The organism is Gorillibacterium sp. CAU 1737, from assembly GCF_039888655.1.
In the GTDB taxonomy this organism is placed as follows: domain Bacteria; phylum Bacillota; class Bacilli; order Paenibacillales; family NBRC-103111; genus Gorillibacterium.
Genome location: NZ_JBDQQO010000005.1, coordinates 136,093 through 154,217, shown reverse-complemented (window position 1 = coordinate 154,217; position 18,125 = coordinate 136,093). Strand labels below are relative to the sequence as shown.

Genomic DNA, 18,125 nt, shown 5'->3' with positions numbered 1-18,125 from the left:
AGGAAACTTATTTTCCGAGTAATCTCCGGATTCCTCTTCCATACTGGCCGTTCAGCAGATCGATAACTCCGTGCATCATACGCTCCGATATCATTCCTTCCCCCGAGGATACCATAGCAAAAAACGGCATCTCCATGAACATGGCTAACATCATGCCCTTCTGTTCAGGGGAGTCCTTGGTCACCTGGGCCGCCATTCGGTTTGCATAAGCGATCACCAGCTTCCCAATGAACGTATGCCGGATATCTTCCAATGTGTTGTGCTCCGTAAAGGGTCTCGTAGCCCGGCTATCGCTAACCGGCAGCTTCTTTGCATACAAAGCTTCAAACTCCTTATGGCTTACTTCAAACGGTTTATTCTCCGGAGCAAAGTAAGAAGGAACTGCACCCTTAAGGTCTGGCTGCGGTTTCATCGGACTTGTCAGATGCAGAGAAGTCTGTAACACCGTCTTATCCAAGGCTCCTCCAACCAGCAGAAGATAGTCCCCGCTTTCCGCATACCAATCGTTTATCTTCGTATTGTAGTATCCGAAGGAATGGGTATCCACCGTTACCGAAAGCTCTTTGGTTTCCCAAGGCTGAAGCTCTACCTTACCAAACTCAATAAGCTCCTTCTTCGGTAAAAAGACGTTGTCGTTCTCGTGGGCCACGAAGAGGAAGGCCGTTTCCTTTGCCGCAACCCCTCCGACATTGGTAACCTGAAAGGTCAGCTTCAGCTTCTCTCCATAGCGGCATTCGGAGCGGTCTATTCGAAGATTCGAATAGCGGAATTCGGTATAGGATAGACCATGTCCAAACGGGAACTGTACCGGTTTTCCCGCCTTCTCATAATAGCGGTAGCCCACATAAATGCTCTCTCTGTGTTCAACAGTAAGCCTTCCTCCGGGAAAATAACGATCGCATGGAACATCCTCTTGCTTCATCGGCCAGGTCTCGGCCAACTTTCCGCAAGGAACGGAAATACCGAGCAAGAGGTGAGCTATGGCCTTCCCGCCGCCTTCTCCATTTAGATAACCCAGTAAGACCGCTCTAACCTTGCTCAGCCAGGGAAGCTCCATAGGGGCACCTCCTGATAGAATCACCACTACATTGGGATTGCAGGCGCAGACCGCTTCGACCAGTCGATTATGCTCCTCGGGCATGGACATCGTCGTTCGGTCAAAGCCCTCTGATTCGTAGCCTTCGGTAAGCCCGACAAACAGATAGACAATGTCCTTATCCTTGGCCGTCTCGCAGGCTTCCCTGATCCATTGGTCCTGTTCAACCGTTGCCTTGCCGCCCTTGCCGATTGCTTCCACGCTGTATCCCTGTGCATAGTCGGCCTCCAGCCCCAATGCCGTCAGCTCATCCCATGCCGTATCCACCTGGATCGGATGCAGCCTGGAGCTGCCGGCTCCTTGGTATCTTGGCTTCTTGGCAAAGAGCCCGATAACGGCGGCCTTCTGCTTTGGATTTCCAGGCAGCAGGTTCCCTTTATTTTTCAGCAAGACCGCGGACTCCGCCGCCGCCTTCACGGCCAGCTCATGATGCTTGTCGACATCATACCGGTATCCTTCCTTACGATTTTCCATCCCCTTTAAAATCAGTTCCGTGACCCGGCAAGCCGTCTGGTCAAGAGCTTCAATGGCAAGCGTCCCATTCCTTACGGCTTCCACTACCTTCGCATCGTTGTATCCGTCATTCCCCGGCATCTCAAGGTCAAGCCCGGCCTGAACGCCCAAGGCCCGGTTATGGACAGCCCCCCAGTCCGAGATAACCGCCCCTTCAAACCCCCATTCCTCTCTGAGAATATCCGTTAACAGGTACTTATTTTCGCTGCAGTACTCGCCATTCAGCTTGTTGTAGGAACACATGACCGTATCCGGCTTTCCTTTTTTTACGGCAATCTCAAAGGCCTTGAGATAGGTTTCCCGTAAGGTTCGTTCATCGACGACCGCACTAACCGACATTCTACGTTTCTCCTGATTGTTGACGGCAAAATGCTTCAAGGAGGCCCCTGTTCCCGTGCTCTGGATGCCCTGGATCATACTGGCCGCAAGCTCCCCGGAAACAAGCGAATCTTCGCTGAAATATTCGAAGTTGCGCCCGCACAGGGGGCTTCTCTTTTGATTGACTCCCGGTCCCAAGAGAATAGAAACCCCTTCCTGTACACATTCCTCTCCCATGGCTTCTCCGAGCTCATGCAACAACTCTCGGTCAAAGCTACAGGCTGTCGCACTTGCGGTTGGGAAGCAAACAGAAGGAACGCTGTCCCCGATGCCAAGGTTATCTCCCTCGCCAATCTGCTTTCTCAAGCCATGAGGACCATCCATCATCACAATGGATTCAAGGCCCAACCGTTCCATAGGCTTGAGTGTCCAGCAATCCCGTCCCGAGCATAAGCTCGCTTTTTCCTCCAGGGTCATACTCTCAACCAGCTCTTTGGCCCTTTGCTTCAAGTGATGCTGATTCATCCCTCTCACCTCTCCTAGATGACTCCTAGCTTTGGCATTCCTTCTTATCGGTAACGGATTGCTTGATTTGATCAAAGGCAGCTTTGCCAGAGGGAAGTTTCCTCACAAAGAGTGCGGACAACACAAAGCACAATGCCGGTACGCCGCTAATCAACAGGCGGATTCCCCAAACGGCACTGGAGGGTTGCGATTCGATAGCGTCTCCGGCACTTTCCACATAGCCAAACAACCCCATGGAATACATGACAACGGCGACCATGACGGCCGAGCTAATTTTGTAGAAAAACATGGTGGAACCATAAATCATTCCTTCTCGCCTTACTCCGTTCTTGAGCTCATCCACCTCGACCACATCGGGCAGGATGGAGAAGGTCAACACCTGGGAAGCCGATAGCCCAACCCCGATGAACACAATCACCATGATGATGAGGACCATATTTCCTTCCGGCAGGAACAAACAGCTTATTAGGGGGATTAAGAAATAGAGAGCGGAGAGAATGTAGGTTTTCTGTTTCCCCATTTTGTTGCTCAACTGGACCCACAGGGGCGTTACGGCAACCGCCACGACAAGCGGGATCGCCATAAAGATGTAGCTGATGTCACTCGATACCTTCAGTGCATATTTCATAAAGTAGATGTAGAGCGCCATAATGACATCGAAGCCTAGCATATTGCCGATAAACACACCCAACACCAGCCTGTATTCCTTCAACTTAAACAGAGAAAGGATCGTCTTCCAGAAGCCGTTATCGGCAACAGGTGGTTTCGGCTCTACCCGCTCTTGAGTACCCGCAAAAGCCAACAAAACACATACGGCGATTACCGCTCCCAGCACCAGCCCCATAACCGGATAGCTGACCGCATACATGGCTTTTCCGGGATAGATCGTATCCACAATCAGCGTTACGCCCATGGCGGACACTAACGAACCGATAAAGGAAAGGGCCATCTTATAGCCAGAAATGCTGGTTCGTTCGTCATAGTCCTGGGACATCTCTGGTAGTAACGAATTGTAAGGGATGGAGACCAGGGAATACATAATGCTAAACAAGATTCCGGTTAGGGTATAGTAAAGTATCATGTGATTCGTCTCTTTGAAAAAGAGCTGCCAGAGAAGGGCAAAGCTCAGGCTTAACGGGATGGCTCCATAAAGCAAATAGGGCCTTCTTCTTCCATAGCGCGTCCTCGTGCGATCAGATAAGGCTCCGCTGATTAGATCAAACACCGCGTTCCACATTCGAACGATCATGAAGATCGCTCCTGCCCATAAGGGCGAGAGCCCGGCAACATCCGTGAGAAAGAAGACCAAATAAAACCCCATAGCGCCATAGGCCACATTGTTCCCCAGGTCACCTAAGCCATACGCTAGCTTTTCCCGTTTCTTAACCTTCTCCATAGCCCCATCCCTCTGCACTCATATTTCCTTCCTATGCGTTCACCATAGCATAGGAAGCGGTTGCAAAATATCAGGTTTTCCCTATTTGTATCAGGGTTTCCCGTTCTTGGGCAAAAGAAAAAGAGATGATGCTTGGAGCCATCATCTCTTCGTCCTTACCCGTACTATACTCCCTGTGAAGGCGCTTATCTCTTCCCCGCCATCTGTTTCTCGAAATGCTCCAGCAAATTTTTCAACCGCTCCTGATGCCGCTCGTCCTCGATTCCTTTCAGAAATTGGAGGGTCTCTCCCCGAACCGCAGGGAACCGGAAGAAGCTCCAGAGGATCGAATCTTGTTCCTCTTCCGCTGCTTCTCGGTACGCTACGATCAGTTCGTCCTCCGACCCCAGTCGGACGTACCCATACGAGCTCAAGCGATGGCCCGCTATCAATTCCTGAAAGAAGCCCTCATACCAGTCCAGGAAGCCCATTCCGGTGAAAAAGGGACCGTATTCGGGCTCCAGGTTCCAATCGATGTACACCATCTTTCCCTTCCAGGAGCCGGTGTTCATCAGCAGGTTGTCATAGGTGCAGCCCTGCGTACCGATCAGATTGAGGCCGCCAAAAACCTCATCATGCAGACGATCATAGGTATCGTCATCTGCATCTTCCATGAGATTCATTTTCTCGGCCCAGCTTTCCTTGGTCATCGCCTCGTTGATCCAGGCCGGCTGCCCGCATATTCTCGTGTATTCCTCATTGCTCCCCGTCCTCTCCAGCGAGTAGATCCCATAATAAGGACCCGCTCCGCCATTGCCCACCTGGGTCAGGAAGAAGACATACTCCTCCGGCAGTTGGACTTGATGGCGCTCTTCATACTTCCTCACCTCATCCAACGGGAGAACCGGATTCAACTGGTACTGATGCTTGGCGGAGCCGAATACCTCCCGGTTTGGATCAAGCATACCGGCTCGTTGCACCAGTTGGCGGAGGTAGGTTGCATGCTCCGGGGATAAGGGAGCGAAGCTCGGGCGAGTGATTGGGTGTTCTTTTTTCTTTCTCCAGCGGGTGAAAAAGGACATGGGTGGGGGGCCTCCGATTGGGTTAGTCTCGTTTACAAGCATGATAGCGGTTTTCCTGTCGTTTGGATACCCAAGAATTGTCTAGCTTTGACTCAGCCGGATGGGATGAACCGATAGGAAAAGCTCTTAAGATGAAAATAAGCTCAAGCATCGGTCAGGGAATCCGACGCCTGAGCTTTTCTATGAGAGGAGGGCGAATTAGAGCAGTCGCGTGACAAACCAGTACAGCCCGGTCAGCCCGATGACTGTCGACAGGACATAGCTGATCCTTTTGTAAGATTTGAATCTCGCAGCCCACAGTAGCAGCGGCAACAGAACGGCCAGAACAGCCAACTGCCCGAGCTCTACTCCGACATTGAAGGAAAACAGCGAAAGCAAATAGCGATCACCGAGCGCGCCTCGCAGCACCTGGGCGAAGCCGAATCCGTGGATCAGCCCGAAACAGAGGGCTACAATCCAGCGCCAACGCACTTCCTTGAGCCAAATATTCTCGAAGGCCACGTAGGCGATGCTCAGCGCAATGACCGGCTCGACGAACGAGGCGGGTAGATTGAAGATATCCAGTGCCGCAAGAACGATGGTGATGCTGTGTCCGACCGTGAAGGCCGTCAGCACCTTGACGTATCCCCATTTGCGCTGCCGAACCAGCACAAGCGCCGTGATGAAGAGCAGATGATCGATGCCGGTCCAAATATGCTCCACGCCAAGCTTCGTATAATCCCACAGGGTGACGAGCCAGTTTGGCACCGTTAGCGTCGTATGGTTACCTTCGGCATCCTTGCCAGACAATGCGAGCTGCCCCGCGGCCTCGTGATTCCCCTTCGTGAAGATCATGTCCTTCGATCCGCCTTCGGCCGTACGGATCGTTGCATAATTCTGATGACCGGGGTCCTCATTGAAAAAGATCCGGTAATCGATGTCATAATCCGAGGCCTCAGAAGGCCACGCATAACGCAAGCTCATCTTCAGATAAGAGGCTCCTCCGCGCGCTTCGATGCTCGTCGCATCGATGATGGGAGCAACCGCCTCACCGGATGCCTTCACCGATAAGGATTCTTCCAGAAGGGGCATCAGTTCGTCATTCGTCCATACCACCTTCTCAGGATCAGCCGGTTCATTCGATGAAGCGTTGGGATCGAGGACGAAGATGCCGTCTGAGCGCAGGTCCATCCACTGGGATACTTCACGCGGATCGAGGTACAGATCGTAAGTGAGTTGTCCGCTGCCGATCTTGATATCGGAGTAGCCGTAGGTATTCAGATGTGCCATGGCCGGCTTGACCTCCGTCAACAAGCAGCCGATCAGCGTCAGCAGAAGCACCACCGTGTAGAGGTGTCGTCTGAACGAGAGCATGGGAGTGTGCGTATTTCTCATATCGTTTGCAACCGCCTTGTGTCCATAATGGGATAGAAGCGCCGCCGGAGCCCCGGGGCGCTTCCACCTATGATCCCTGTATTCGTTTAGGAATTGTCATCGGCCAATCCGAGCAGAAGATAGAGTACCTTGGCCGTCTCCGACCGGGTCGCCGCCTTCTGAGGCGCGAACTTGCCGTTGCCTTGCCCATTCAGCAAACCGAGCGCGGTAGCTTGAGCGACCGCCTCCTTCGCCCAACTGCTGATTGAGCCGCTGTCCGAGTAGGAGGATGCCGAGCCGTTTGTCGACTGCTGCACCGTCCCTTGGAGATGAGTCAACGCACGTATCATCATCACAGCCATCTGCTCGCGGGTGATCTCGCGATTCGGCGCAAAGCTATGTTCGTCTACACCGTTGACGATGCCTGCTTGAACAGCTGCTGCCACGGCCTCCGAATACCAAGCATCCGGCTTCACATCATCAAAGCGAGCGGTATTCGAAGTCGGCACAAGGTTCAGCGCTCTTGCGAGCAGCGTGACGAACTCCGCTCTCGTGGTCGGTTTGGCAGCACCAAAGGTATCTGCGCTGATTCCCTTCACGATGTTCTTGAAGGCCAACTCTTGAACGTAGTCATAAGCCCAGTTGCCCAGTAACAGATCGTGAAAAGGCTTCGTGTACTCCATCACGAGGAATGCTCCGGAGCTATCGACAGTAAGGGTGTAGCTGCCGTTCGCGTATTGGCCGCCGATCCACTCGGCTCCGCCATCTGCAGACAGGTGGTAGATTCCCGCCAGCTTGGCGTTGCGGATACCCTCCGCCTTGATCGTCAGAGTGACCGGTTTGGCGAACTTCGAGATCGCCTCCGTCTTGCCCGCCGAATCCTTCTTGGCAACCGTCAGGTTTACGGTTCCCTTCACGTCGAGTTTCGCTTCCAGCTTAGAGCCCGCGCTCGCTTTGGCTTGCGCGGCTGCTGCTGCGGACACGGCTTCTGCCGAGAGAAGCAGCGCTTCTCCCTTGCCGACTTGTCCGGCAAGAGCGGTCACGGCCGCCGCGGGGATTGTAATGCTCGCTCCGAATGAAGTGCGGAGCACGATGTCCCGCTCTCCGACCTTCGCGAGCACATCGCTCGACAAGCTCACGCCCGTCTCGCCTTGTTCGAGCTTCAGCTCTACGGGCGCCGCACCTGCCGGGATCGAACCAGGGTCTACCGTGCGAATGCCTTCAACCGTCCCACTACCATTTCCAGTATTGCCGGTCCCAGTCCCGGTCCCATTACCGTTTCCGTTTCCGTTTCCGTTTCCATTTCCGTTTCCATTTCCGTTTCCATTACCATTCCCGTTCCCGTTATCGACGGTTCCGGTCGTGAAGCTCCAGATGTCTGATACGGTCCGACCGCCTGCCGGGTCGGTTGCCGCCGCATACCACTGGTAGCTGGTATTGGCAGCCAAACCGCTCCAGGCCGCGCTTGCCTTCTCCCCGCTCTTCACACCCTTCTCCGTGCCGATAACCGTGCTGCCATACACATTTACGCCGATGTAGTCGGTCGCCACTCGCTTGGCAGGATTTTGTGCCTTATACGGCAGGTCGAAATCATCCTTGCCGTCCTCAAAATAATTCCAATCGTCCATATAGGCGGAATACGTGCTGACATGAATCTTGCCCTCTGCCACGTTGAAGCTGAGGAAACGCATGTAGCCTTGCCCGCCTTGCGGACCGGACTGGTAGTCTGCCAGCATCTCGACGACGGTGCGCTCCCCGACGTGCTTCACGTTATAGGCGACCCCATGCAAGTGTCCACACAGCACCATCTGCACGTTGTCGTTCAACGCTACGATCTTGTTCCAGATCATCTCGCCTTGGCCCGAATAAGCGCCTGTCGGGGAAATGTATTCATGCGTGGCGATGATGGCGTAGCGATTCGGGTACTTCTTCAGCACCTCGTTTGCCCACTCCACCGTGCCGTCCTGCACATTCCAGCCGAGGTATAGGATCAGGAAGTCTTGTCCCTTGGCCGATACGAGATCGTAATGGTCCCGGTTATTGTTCAGGTCGCCGCCGTAGGTCGGCTGCTTCTCGAAGCGGTCGCGACCGAAGTATTTCCAATACTCGGTGTAGTCGCCTGCGGCATGATTGACATCGTGGTTACCCGCAACAACGCCGTACGGGATTCCCGCATCCTCAAGGCGCTTCAAGCTGTTACTGGCAACCGCCCATTCATCCGGACGATCCCAATCGTCCACGAGGTCGCCGGTATGGATTCCGTAGACGATGTTCTTCTCATCCTTGCTATCGGCTACATACTTCATTTCCTTATCGAAGATCTCTGGGTAAGAATCGGCGTAATACTGCGTGTCGCTGGCCCAGGCAAACGTAAAGTCATTGCCGTCTGCCGTGCTCGGGATCAGGTCTTGGATGAGCACATGAATCGTCTTGTCCTTGACCATATCGGCTACGGCAACGTTCGCCGCCAAGCGGAAGTCAAGCTCACCCTGGCCGGAAGCCGCCGCTACCCATTTGCCCGTGTTGAAGTTCCAGGTGTACATCGTCACCTGACGATCCGGCAAGGAATGCCCTTCCCATACTACCTCGATCTGCGAGATGGCATCCGGCTCCTGATTCAGCTTGAAGTCGTAGCGTTGATAGGGGAACTTGCCATCTGCATCCGTGATGAAATAGGAGCCGTCCTTCGCAGACACCTGCTTCACCGCTTCAGCCGTGAAGGCGGTCTCGCCTTCCGGATTCAACTCCAGCGGCGGCTCGCGATCCGTTGCGTTGGAGAACGCATCGATCTTCGATTGGCTCGCAAAGTCATAGCGGTAAGCGGGGCCGAAGGAAACGTCAAGCGCATCCCCATCCGGATCGCTCACCTTCACGCTCAGATTGGCGGTACCGCCCACCTGACTCTTCCCGTCAGCCGGACTCGGCTCGATCGGCTTCTCGGGATTGCCGTTCTTCGCGGTGAAGGCGGCCGTCTTCTCGGCGGTATTGCCCGCCTTATCCTTTGCCGTCACCGTGAACGTGTGCGCTCCATCCGATAGCGTTGCGGAATTGATCCGCCAGGGCAGGGAAATCTCCTTGCCATCCAGCGTTGCAACGACTGACTCCAGACCAGAGGTCGCATCCTCAGCAGCGGCGTTCAATTCGATGAGGCCGCTGTAGGTTTTTCCTTCTTCAACCGTGAACGAGGTGAAGACGGGCGCCGTGTTGTCCACGATCGTAGGCAGCGTCTTCGTCAGTCCGCCCGTGCCGCTCAATTCGAACGCATGCTCTCCGTCCGTCAGCTTGGTCGTGTCGACATCGGCGGTGATGCCTTGGAATGCGCTCTCCGGCAATGTGATCGTCAATTCCAAGTATTCGAAGTACCCGGAGCTGTCACCTACCTTTTGCCGGTCGAGCGGGTTGAGGTTCTCCGTGAACGTATCTTTGTCGAGCGTCTTGCCGCGCATCGAGGCGATCGGCTGCTCCACTCCGCTGCCCAGTACAACATGGATGTCCTCGATCCGGAAGTCGTCATTGTTGCCTTCCGTCTCCATCGGTGACTTGCCATTTCCCGCTGTGATCCAGATTTTGTTGTCGCCCGGGTTCAAGAGATGCTTCGGAATCTGAATCGATTTCAAATCGAGATTCGAACTGTTTGGCAGCAGCACCGCGAGGGTTCCATTGACATACAGCCCATCCTTGAAGGAAGCCTGCAAATCATCCGCCCGGTAGGTGAGATAAGCCTCCTGGCTGACATCCGGTTTCCCGGACAGCGCCTTGCCGTCCAGCTTCAGAGCAAGCGGCAGCGAGAATGCCGCGGCAGCATTGCCTTGCACGACTGCCTGGTCGCGAAGCAGCGCTCCGTCCGCCAAATCGAACCAGAGGTCGCCCGGCGTGGTGAAGGTCAGCCTTGTCGGTGCCGCGCCTCCGTCTGTCGTACGAGCAACATTTACGCCATCGGTAGCTTCAACGTAATAATCCACATACGAAGCGCCCAGCAGCAGCTCTTGAGGGATCGTGCCGACGAAAGTGCTGCTTCCGGCAGATGCCGGCACCATGCGCATTTCCGTGTAGCTCGCATCCTGGCTCCGCTTGAACATCACTGAAACGCGCTTCAAGCCTTGGTCGTCAGTTACAAGCGCCGTAACCGGCACAGCTCCCATGGGATGGGCGGCAGACGGCTGCAGCGCGATAACCGGAGCGGTTGTGTCCTCTTTCTTCCCAATCGGCTGCTCCGGTACTTGGCCCGGAATCAGCGTGCCCGGTGTTGCAGGCTGGCGGATGGCACGCTTGTACATCTTGTTCGTGCCGTCCTTCGGGTACTCGTAGACGACGCTCGTGCCCGTGTCGTCTACCTCATCTACGCCGACGCTATACCAGGCTTGGACGATGGCATTGCGTTGATGATCGACCGGATTGGCCGCGTCCGACGCGATCAGAATCCGGCCCTCGTCGCTGTTGTGCATGCCGATCGCATACAGCGAGGTCACTTGAGCATCAGTCAGACTGGTCTTCCAATGCGCATTGAAGTCGGACACCGACTTCCCTCTGCTCAAATTGGATTGGACCCAGATGAGTGCCGTCTGCTGCCCTTCAATCGGGAAGTCTTGCGTCAGATCCCAGCGGATCGTCGAACCGTGATAGAACTCGTATACCACCTGGTAATCCTTCAAGTTCACCGTGCGGTCGGTATTGTTGTAAACTTCGATGTATTCATAAGCGTCGCTGCCCTTGTTGTCCGGCACGAGCTCAGTAATCAGCAGCTCGGGAATATCCCCGCTTTCCGAATCGAAGATGCGAATTTCATAGGGCGCTTGATCGGAGGCCGGATAACGGACGGTATTTACGCCGTCGGTCGCCTCGAAGGAGTAGTAAAGATGAGTCGCCCCTTCGAGTACAGCCTTCGGAACGATCGCCTCATACGCATTTCCTGTACTGCGGATCATATCCATAGGGCTGTAGTCGACCTGCTTGTCGGTGCGATAGTACAGCCTAGCGCCTTGTACCGCTTGATCATCGGTGATCTCAGCAGAAAGCTTGATGTCCTTGGCCGTTGTGGAGCCGACTGTCGGGTGGTGCACGATGATCGGCTTCAAAAAGTCATTCGGCAGATGCACGGGCTCCGCCGGTGCCTGCCCGTTCACGAGCTTGCCCGGGGTAGGCGGAACTTTGCTGCCGATCTTTTTCATCAGGAGCGAGCCATCATCGGGTGCTCCATACAGGACAGCCGTTGCGTTGAGATTGTCTGCTCCCGAGGAGGCCTCATTGTATTGCGCAGAGACGATTCGATCGCCTGATTGCGTCAAGATCGTGATCCTGCGCGCCGCATCGTTGACCAGGTTGCCCGACCCGACAAACTGAACAACGTCCGCCTCGGTCAATCCAGGAGAAAGCTTGTACCCTTCATTGAACCGTTCCAGCGTACCGTCCGAATTCTCGGTTACGCCGCGAACCACGATCGTCTGGCCGGGGGCCAGCGACTTGTTCTCGCTGAACGTCCAGGCATTCACGAGCTTATCCTGAAGATCCGTGTATTCGATCCGATAATTGCTGAGCTGCAGCATCTTGTCGCTGTTGTTGTACAGCTCGAAATATTCCCAGGCGGTCACGTCGCCGCCATTAATGTTCGGGCTGTTGAACACAACCTCCGTGAGGAGCAGGTACGGCAGCTTGTCCGAAGCCCCCTCCGGCAAAATCTGCAGCTCATAAGCCGAGCCCGCAACTGCTGGACTGCGCGTTGTTCCGCTCGGGCTGCTCGCGTCCAGATAGTAGAACAGCTTGTCTGTCCCTGTCATCGCAGACTTCGGGATCGTCGCGGTCAGCGGCGAATTCCCTTCGACCGTCGTGCCGATGGCCATGGACACCGAGGTGAAGTCGGCATCTCCGCTCTTCTTGTAATGCAGCGCAGCCGCATCCAGATAGGTCGCGCTGTATACCGATGCCGTGACCGACAAATCCTTCGGCACCGTGGACGTTACTGCTGGCGTATAGCTCATCAGAGGTTTGTCTGGCACTTGCCCGGGGACCAAGCTGCCCGGCGTCGGCGTCGCCTTGGATGCAAGCTTCACCATCGCCGTTCCGCCAGCCGGATCGTACGAGTAGGTGACACTTTTGCCATTGGCGTCGTCTCCGTTATCCTTCGAAGCATCCGCGTTGCCCGTGCTGTTGTATCGAGCGGACACGACTGTCGGATCGATCGCCGGATTCGAGACGGCATCCGTCTTCTTCTTGATGGAGACGGTATATGTACCCGTATTGGGCAGATTGCCGCCTCCGCTCTGGTTCAGGAAGGCAACCTGATCCTCGTTCAGCTCCGGCAGAAGATTGTATGCTTTATTGAAAGCAGCCAACTGCCCGTTCGCGCCATCCGTTATCCCGCGCAGCACCATCGTCGCGCCCGGCTGCAGCACCTGGCCGCTCTCGATCGGCCATTGATAATTGGTGCCGGAGTTGTAATTTTCACGAAAAACATAATAATCGCTCAAAGCGATCGGATCGACGCTGCTGTTGTAGATCTCAACGTATTCCCAAGCATTCACGTCCGCTGAGTTTACGTTAGGCGAATTGAATACGATTTCTGTGATCAACAGGGTTGGGATCGAACCCGCGCCTGTTGCCGCCGCTTTGGCTTCGCTTGAGCCATGGGCGGTCAAGCCGCTTGTGCCCAGCGCAACCGCCAGCAATCCGGCGATGAACCGGTTCGCCTGCCGTGTCTTCCTCTTCATCTGTCCCCTCATCTCCCGCTCCGAATGATTGAAATTCATAGCCTTTGCCACAAACAATCATAGAGGGAAGGGTCCACCCTGCCTATTGACACCTGATTGGATTGCTGTCCTTTTTTTCGTTTGGAACAGCTTGTCCCTCGATTTCATAAAAAAAGGCATAAATCCAATCGAAAGACAGCGGCCGCTTAACATTGCCCTAACAGCTTGTTGATTCCAATTTGACATTGCAGAGGTACGCTGTTCAGGAATGCCCAAATGTTAGCATTTCAAGAACAAACCTGAACCATGTGTTTGTGATCGATGGCGAGTTGGCGAATGGAGGACAGACAGCATGAAGCTTCCCTTTTCGAAACGGCTTTTCCAATCACGGGAAACAATCGCCCGTCGGGTTTTCCTATGCTTTCTCACCATCACCGCACTATTCTCCCTCTACTATCTGACCCTCATGTCGCTCTACCATTCCTCGATGGAGAAGCAAACCGATCGTGCCAATAAAGCCGCTCTGCAGCATGCAGCAGACCAGTTCGCGGAGCGTCTCGTTCAGGTTCAGGCGCTTCTGACGGAGCTCAGTCAGGAAGCTGACCTCATCGCTTGGCAAGACAAGGCAGCAAATACCACGGATCGGGTCCCCGAATCTTCGGTCGATCAAGCTGCCGTCAACCGGATCGAATCCGATTTGCAGCTGGCTCAAGCCGAGGTGGACGATGTTTGGGTCCTTTTGCCTGACCCCTCGCTTGCCATGACCTCTCAAGGAATCTTCGACGCACGCGACCTGAGCGAACGGCTCTATGCGAATGAAACGTATACCTACGATTATTGGAAAAGGGTAATCGACGAACCCGGAGTATGGTCCATCTTGCCCACTGCCCTCTTTCAAACAGACGATCACAGCCGCATGCTGCTCCCGGTTGCCTATGAGGTGCAGGAGAGCGGCAGTCTCATCGTTGCTTTGCTGGACATGGATCAAATCGGGGAGCAATTAGCAGATACGGGGATCATGGGGTCCTTATCGATATGGGATGAAGGGGGCACCCTGCTCTATCAGACAGTGGAGGGAAGCGATGCGATCAAGCCGGCTGAGGTTCCGTCAAATGGGTACGGCAAGATTGATGGTCGTTTTGTCTATCGTCATATCGACTCACTCGGCAACACGTACCTCTCGACACTGTCCAGCCGAGAGCTGTACCAAGAGGCCTATCACGCTCATCGGACCGCGATCGCCTTGCTGGCTGCCGCATTCGTAACGGCACTGGCCGCTGCTATCTGGTTCAGCCTTCGCCTTCAGGCTCCCGTTCGTGCCCTGCTGGCCTCCATGCATCGCATGCTTCCGGCTCCTGCCAAGGGCAAGGTCCGGGAATATCGGCTCATGCAGAATCAATTGAATGAATGGTACAGCTTGCGCGAGCATGCCGAGCATCAATTTCAACAGCAACAATCCGCCCTTCTTGACTACCGCTATATGAGCCTCCTGAGGGGAACGGCCCCTGAAGAGAGCACTCCATTGCCGCATTCTCCGCTAGAGGATCGCTCATTTCTGCTCATCCTGTATTCCCTGAGACTCCTATCTTCAATGGAAGCAAAAAATGCCGAGGACAAGTCGTTACTAACCCGACAGCTCCTCGACACCCTTCAAGACCGACTCTCACAAAGATTCTCGGAATCTCGAACTTTTCAAATGGAACACAACCAGATGATCTCGATTGTTTCGGACGAAGAACGCAGCAATGTTCTAACCATGCTGCAGGATGAACTATTGGCCGACATTCATTCCGAGCGGTGCGGCTGCATCGTGACCGTCTCCGTCAGCAAGTGCTATAGCGGAGCAAACCACTACCACGAAGCCTATCTTGAGGTGCTTGAGATTAACCGGACGGCTCCACTCACGGACGAGAGCAGCCTCGTATCGGAGCGTCATGCGCCTCGTCCCCTTCGGCTCACCCCTCGGCAGGAGCAAGAGCTGCATGCCGCTCTGCGATCTGGCCATACAGACAACGCGCTTCGCATCGCCGATCATGCTCTCGTCCAGCTTGCTCGGGCTCAGGCAGGGGCCGCTCACTACAGCGAGCTATCCATCCAACTGTTGGGAAGGTTTCGCACCTCCTTCGCTTCCCAGCCACATGATGAGCAGGAGGCCTCTCGATTCGCCCAGTTGGAAGCCCAACTGAACCAGTGCCGGGAGCCAGCCGCTCACCAGGAAGCCATCGCCGCATTGATCCGCTTCCTTTGCGACCGAAGGCCGCACGAAACAATCAATCAAGACCCCGTCGCGGCCCTTGTCCTCGACATCTTGAATACCAAATACGATCAAGACCTGTCGCTCACCAAGCTTGCTGACAAGCTGAACATGTCCAGCACTTATCTATCCGTCTACATTAAGGAAAAGACAGGCTCCACCTTCAGCGATCACTTGAATGATATCCGCCTGCGTAAAGCGATGGAGCTTCTGGTCTGTACCGACCAGAGCGTCACCGCTGTGAGCAAGCAGGTCGGCTACGCGAACTTTACGTCCTTCAACCGGATGTTCAAGAAGCAAACGGGTATGTCCCCGAGTGAATATCGCAAAAGCCAGATCATGCAGATTCATGGGGCTAGGTGAGGTGTCCAAAAAGCGAACCCTTCCTGGGTTGTTCAGGAAGGGTTCGCTTTTTTATGGTTTGGACTGGTGTTTGTTAGAAGGGATTGGTGGTCAGTATGCTCCGGTTCCCTTTATCACGTTATTGAACATTGATTCATGCAGCTTATAAGCCTTGTCAGACTCTTCCCTCAAATCCTTTACTGAATAATACAATAACTCAGACAGTATTCTGACTTCTACATGATCATCTTGGTTAAATATTCTCTGCTCTCCTCGATATTGAGCTGTATCAATAGAATCCCTTAATTGGCCAAACCTCCTTTCTATATCATAAATTGTTTCCACTCTCGAACTAATAGCCCCTAATGTTGAGTCCATTTCAAAAATCAATGATCGTAAACCATCCATTTCCGTTACGCCCTCCATTAATGGACCGTCTTAAGAAAAAATGCAGCCAAAGTTCTTCTTTAGCTGCATTTTTCTGAGTTTAGGTTTTCATAAATGCACAATTTTATGCAACAGCGCTACGCAGTTAACATGTACCGTATGCGGGAACATAGGCTATTTGGTTTCCATATACTACGGCACGATAAAGCCTTGATTTATAAGGCTTTTCCCGAACACCATATGGTTCTGTTTAGTTGCCGTTTACCCGGAAATGACAACTTTCGTCCCCAAATCGTCCCCATAGTCATATCTAATAATCTATGCCTTCAATTGATAATCTTTTGATATAAATCATCAAAAATATTTTGTTGTACGATGAGTAATCTTATTGAGTCTTATTGCCCATTCTTTCTTACAACTGCATTATTCTCAAATATATTACCAGGGTACATTAGATCCTTGATTGTGCTGATATCCACCTCATTGGTATCTCTATTAATAAAAACTGATGGTATACCTGCACCATACGCCCTAACATTTTCAATGCCAAATATATCAATTGCCGACTTTATTGCTCTAACAAAAGAATGATCGCCGATCTTTTCTATAAAATTTTCTAAATCGCAATCTTTAGTATACCATTTATTCTCAGCATCCTTATGAAATCCAATTACTGTACAATATAATCTTCCATCTTGTATTTCTCGATTCTTTCTGGCAGCTAATAAACTTCTATAAATTACGTCATCAGGTGGCAAGGAATAGCCCATTAATATTATATGTCGTGCCCCTTCTAATGAAACTCTCATATCGCGTTGAATTTCTTCTACAAAAGAAGGATGTTCGCCTTTAAAATTACTTTGCATAACAAGTGGGGTATGCTTTATTTCAGTTATTGTACCGCAAAAAGCACATTGCAAAGCATCATAAATCCCATTATTAAACGCTTCGGCCTCTTCAATTGATTTCTTCTCAAATCCAAAATTGAACAATTCGAGAATATGTGGTGGAAATAAACTTTTTTCATCAATTCCCCATTTACTCCCCAAATACATAGTAAGCTTTCCACAATTAGGACATTCCCTCCAGCCAGAACAACCATGTGGAAAATAAAACTTTCCCACTCTTACAATTCTCGTTTTACGGTGCTCCTTATCATTAACTCGCTGAACCACGGTTTCGTTAAAAGGATACCACACACTTGGTGAATCCCCAGAAATATGTCTAACCCCCATAAAATGGCCCATATCATGGAACATTTTAATAGGTACTTCATTACTATCTATCAGTTCATTTTTTTCATTGGTTTCTTTATGAACATTAAAAAGTATCCATAACAATATGGGATCCCAATTCATCGATATAAAAGAATGACTGAAAAGATAAAAGCCTCGCTCTGTTTTTTCAGGGAATTCCTTATAAAAAGTTCTCCCTTCCTCTATCATTAACTCACAAATTTTTTGAGCAAACTTCTTGTAATGTTCTAACGTTTCCGAGTTCTTCTCTATTGCAATTTGATAATCAAGTGTATGTATTAGCGTAATCAACATTTTTAATGCATTTTTAGCAGGGATTAAATTTTCAACTGAAATAAACAGGTTTTTATCAATATAAAACCCTTGTCTATTTTGCAAGTGCATATCAATAATATTAAAAAGATCTTGTAATTGAAAATTCCCAGTTGAGCCCCCAGGGCATATATTAATAATATAGTATAATGTTTTCCAATCATAAGTTTTTTGAAGTTCCACTATTCTTATTGCTTGAGAATCACTAAATTGTCTATTACTCGCATTTGTAATATCTTCATCTGTTGCTCCTGGATCACCCAAAATACACAATAAATCGAAAATAGGGTTTCCCCACTTTTTTCCGTATTTTTTTGTCGCTTCGTAAACTCTTTTCGAGAGATCTGTTTCCTCTTTATTTGCTAATAAGGATATGACTTTAGCTAATTCAGCTGTTGTACTCATACCAATCTGAGCAGTCGCTCCTGCACCCCAGAAAACAGCCGTCTCAGGCCACACTGGTTGATAATGTGTAAGCATTTTTCACCTCATATTTATTTGAATAATATTAAGTTCCATTTGAACTTTCACTTTCACCATAATCAGGTCTTTTTGCAAACCACTCCAGTCTAAAAAAGACGGCTTCATAGAAGATCGACCCTTAATGTTGTTAGTCCTAGAATAATAAT

General features: G+C 52.0%; 8 protein-coding genes. 1 reads left to right on the top strand and 7 read right to left on the bottom strand.

Features of this window, described 5'->3' with window-relative positions; all coding sequences use genetic code 11:
- Positions 1-7: 7 nt before the first annotated feature.
- The 5 genes from AAFN83_RS12310 to AAFN83_RS12290 form a co-directional block, all read right to left on the bottom strand.
- Positions 8-2,452, bottom strand: a complete 2,445-nt coding sequence (locus AAFN83_RS12310) for a glycoside hydrolase family 3 C-terminal domain-containing protein (RefSeq protein WP_347769725.1) — start codon at positions 2,450-2,452, stop codon at positions 8-10.
- A 25-nt stretch (positions 2,453-2,477) separates the two neighbouring features.
- Entirely contained in the window at positions 2,478-3,848 is a 1,371-nt protein-coding gene (locus tag AAFN83_RS12305; RefSeq protein WP_347769723.1) for an MFS transporter, read from the bottom strand.
- A gap of 185 nt (positions 3,849-4,033) precedes the next feature.
- Positions 4,034-4,909: an SMI1/KNR4 family protein gene (locus AAFN83_RS12300; protein WP_347769721.1), complete on the bottom strand. Its 876-nt coding sequence runs from the start codon at positions 4,907-4,909 to the stop codon at positions 4,034-4,036.
- A 198-nt stretch (positions 4,910-5,107) separates the two neighbouring features.
- Complete coding sequence (locus AAFN83_RS12295) at positions 5,108-6,283, bottom strand: HupE/UreJ family protein (RefSeq protein ID WP_347769719.1); 1,176 nt, start codon at positions 6,281-6,283, stop codon at positions 5,108-5,110.
- A gap of 86 nt (positions 6,284-6,369) precedes the next feature.
- A complete protein-coding gene (locus tag AAFN83_RS12290) occupies positions 6,370-12,966 on the bottom strand; it encodes an S-layer homology domain-containing protein (RefSeq protein WP_347769717.1) in 6,597 nt (2,198 codons plus the stop codon).
- Positions 12,967-13,297: 331 nt separating this feature from the next.
- Here AAFN83_RS12290 and AAFN83_RS12285 point away from each other — a divergent pair, with 331 nt between their 5' ends.
- The gene (locus AAFN83_RS12285) at positions 13,298-15,562 is read left to right on the top strand and encodes a helix-turn-helix domain-containing protein (protein ID WP_347769715.1); all 2,265 of its coding nucleotides are present in this window, start codon (positions 13,298-13,300) and stop codon (positions 15,560-15,562) included.
- Positions 15,563-15,652: 90 nt separating this feature from the next.
- Here the strand turns inward: AAFN83_RS12285 and AAFN83_RS12280 are convergent, their stop codons facing one another.
- Together AAFN83_RS12280 and AAFN83_RS12275 are read right to left on the bottom strand one after the other, a co-directional pair.
- Positions 15,653-15,949, bottom strand: coding sequence for a hypothetical protein (locus tag AAFN83_RS12280; RefSeq protein WP_347769713.1), 297 nt, complete (start codon positions 15,947-15,949; stop codon positions 15,653-15,655).
- 374 nt (positions 15,950-16,323) lie between these two features.
- Positions 16,324-17,976: a hypothetical protein gene (locus AAFN83_RS12275; RefSeq protein ID WP_347769711.1), complete on the bottom strand. Its 1,653-nt coding sequence runs from the start codon at positions 17,974-17,976 to the stop codon at positions 16,324-16,326.
- Positions 17,977-18,125 lie beyond the last annotated feature (149 nt).

Excerpts from the sequence above, each read along its gene's own strand:
- AAFN83_RS12275 (WP_347769711.1), bottom strand. The coding sequence starts at position 17,976 with ATGCTTACACATTATCAACCAGTGTGGCCTGAGACGGCTGTTTTCTGG.
- AAFN83_RS12300 (WP_347769721.1), bottom strand. The coding sequence starts at position 4,909 with ATGTCCTTTTTCACCCGCTGGAGAAAGAAAAAAGAACACCCAATCACT.
- AAFN83_RS12290 (WP_347769717.1), bottom strand. The coding sequence starts at position 12,966 with ATGAAGAGGAAGACACGGCAGGCGAACCGGTTCATCGCCGGATTGCTG.
- AAFN83_RS12295 (WP_347769719.1), bottom strand. The coding sequence starts at position 6,283 with ATGAGAAATACGCACACTCCCATGCTCTCGTTCAGACGACACCTCTAC.
- AAFN83_RS12285 (WP_347769715.1), top strand. The coding sequence starts at position 13,298 with ATGAAGCTTCCCTTTTCGAAACGGCTTTTCCAATCACGGGAAACAATC.
- AAFN83_RS12310 (WP_347769725.1), bottom strand. The coding sequence starts at position 2,452 with ATGAATCAGCATCACTTGAAGCAAAGGGCCAAAGAGCTGGTTGAGAGT.
- AAFN83_RS12280 (WP_347769713.1), bottom strand. The coding sequence starts at position 15,949 with ATGGATGGTTTACGATCATTGATTTTTGAAATGGACTCAACATTAGGG.
- AAFN83_RS12305 (WP_347769723.1), bottom strand. The coding sequence starts at position 3,848 with ATGGAGAAGGTTAAGAAACGGGAAAAGCTAGCGTATGGCTTAGGTGAC.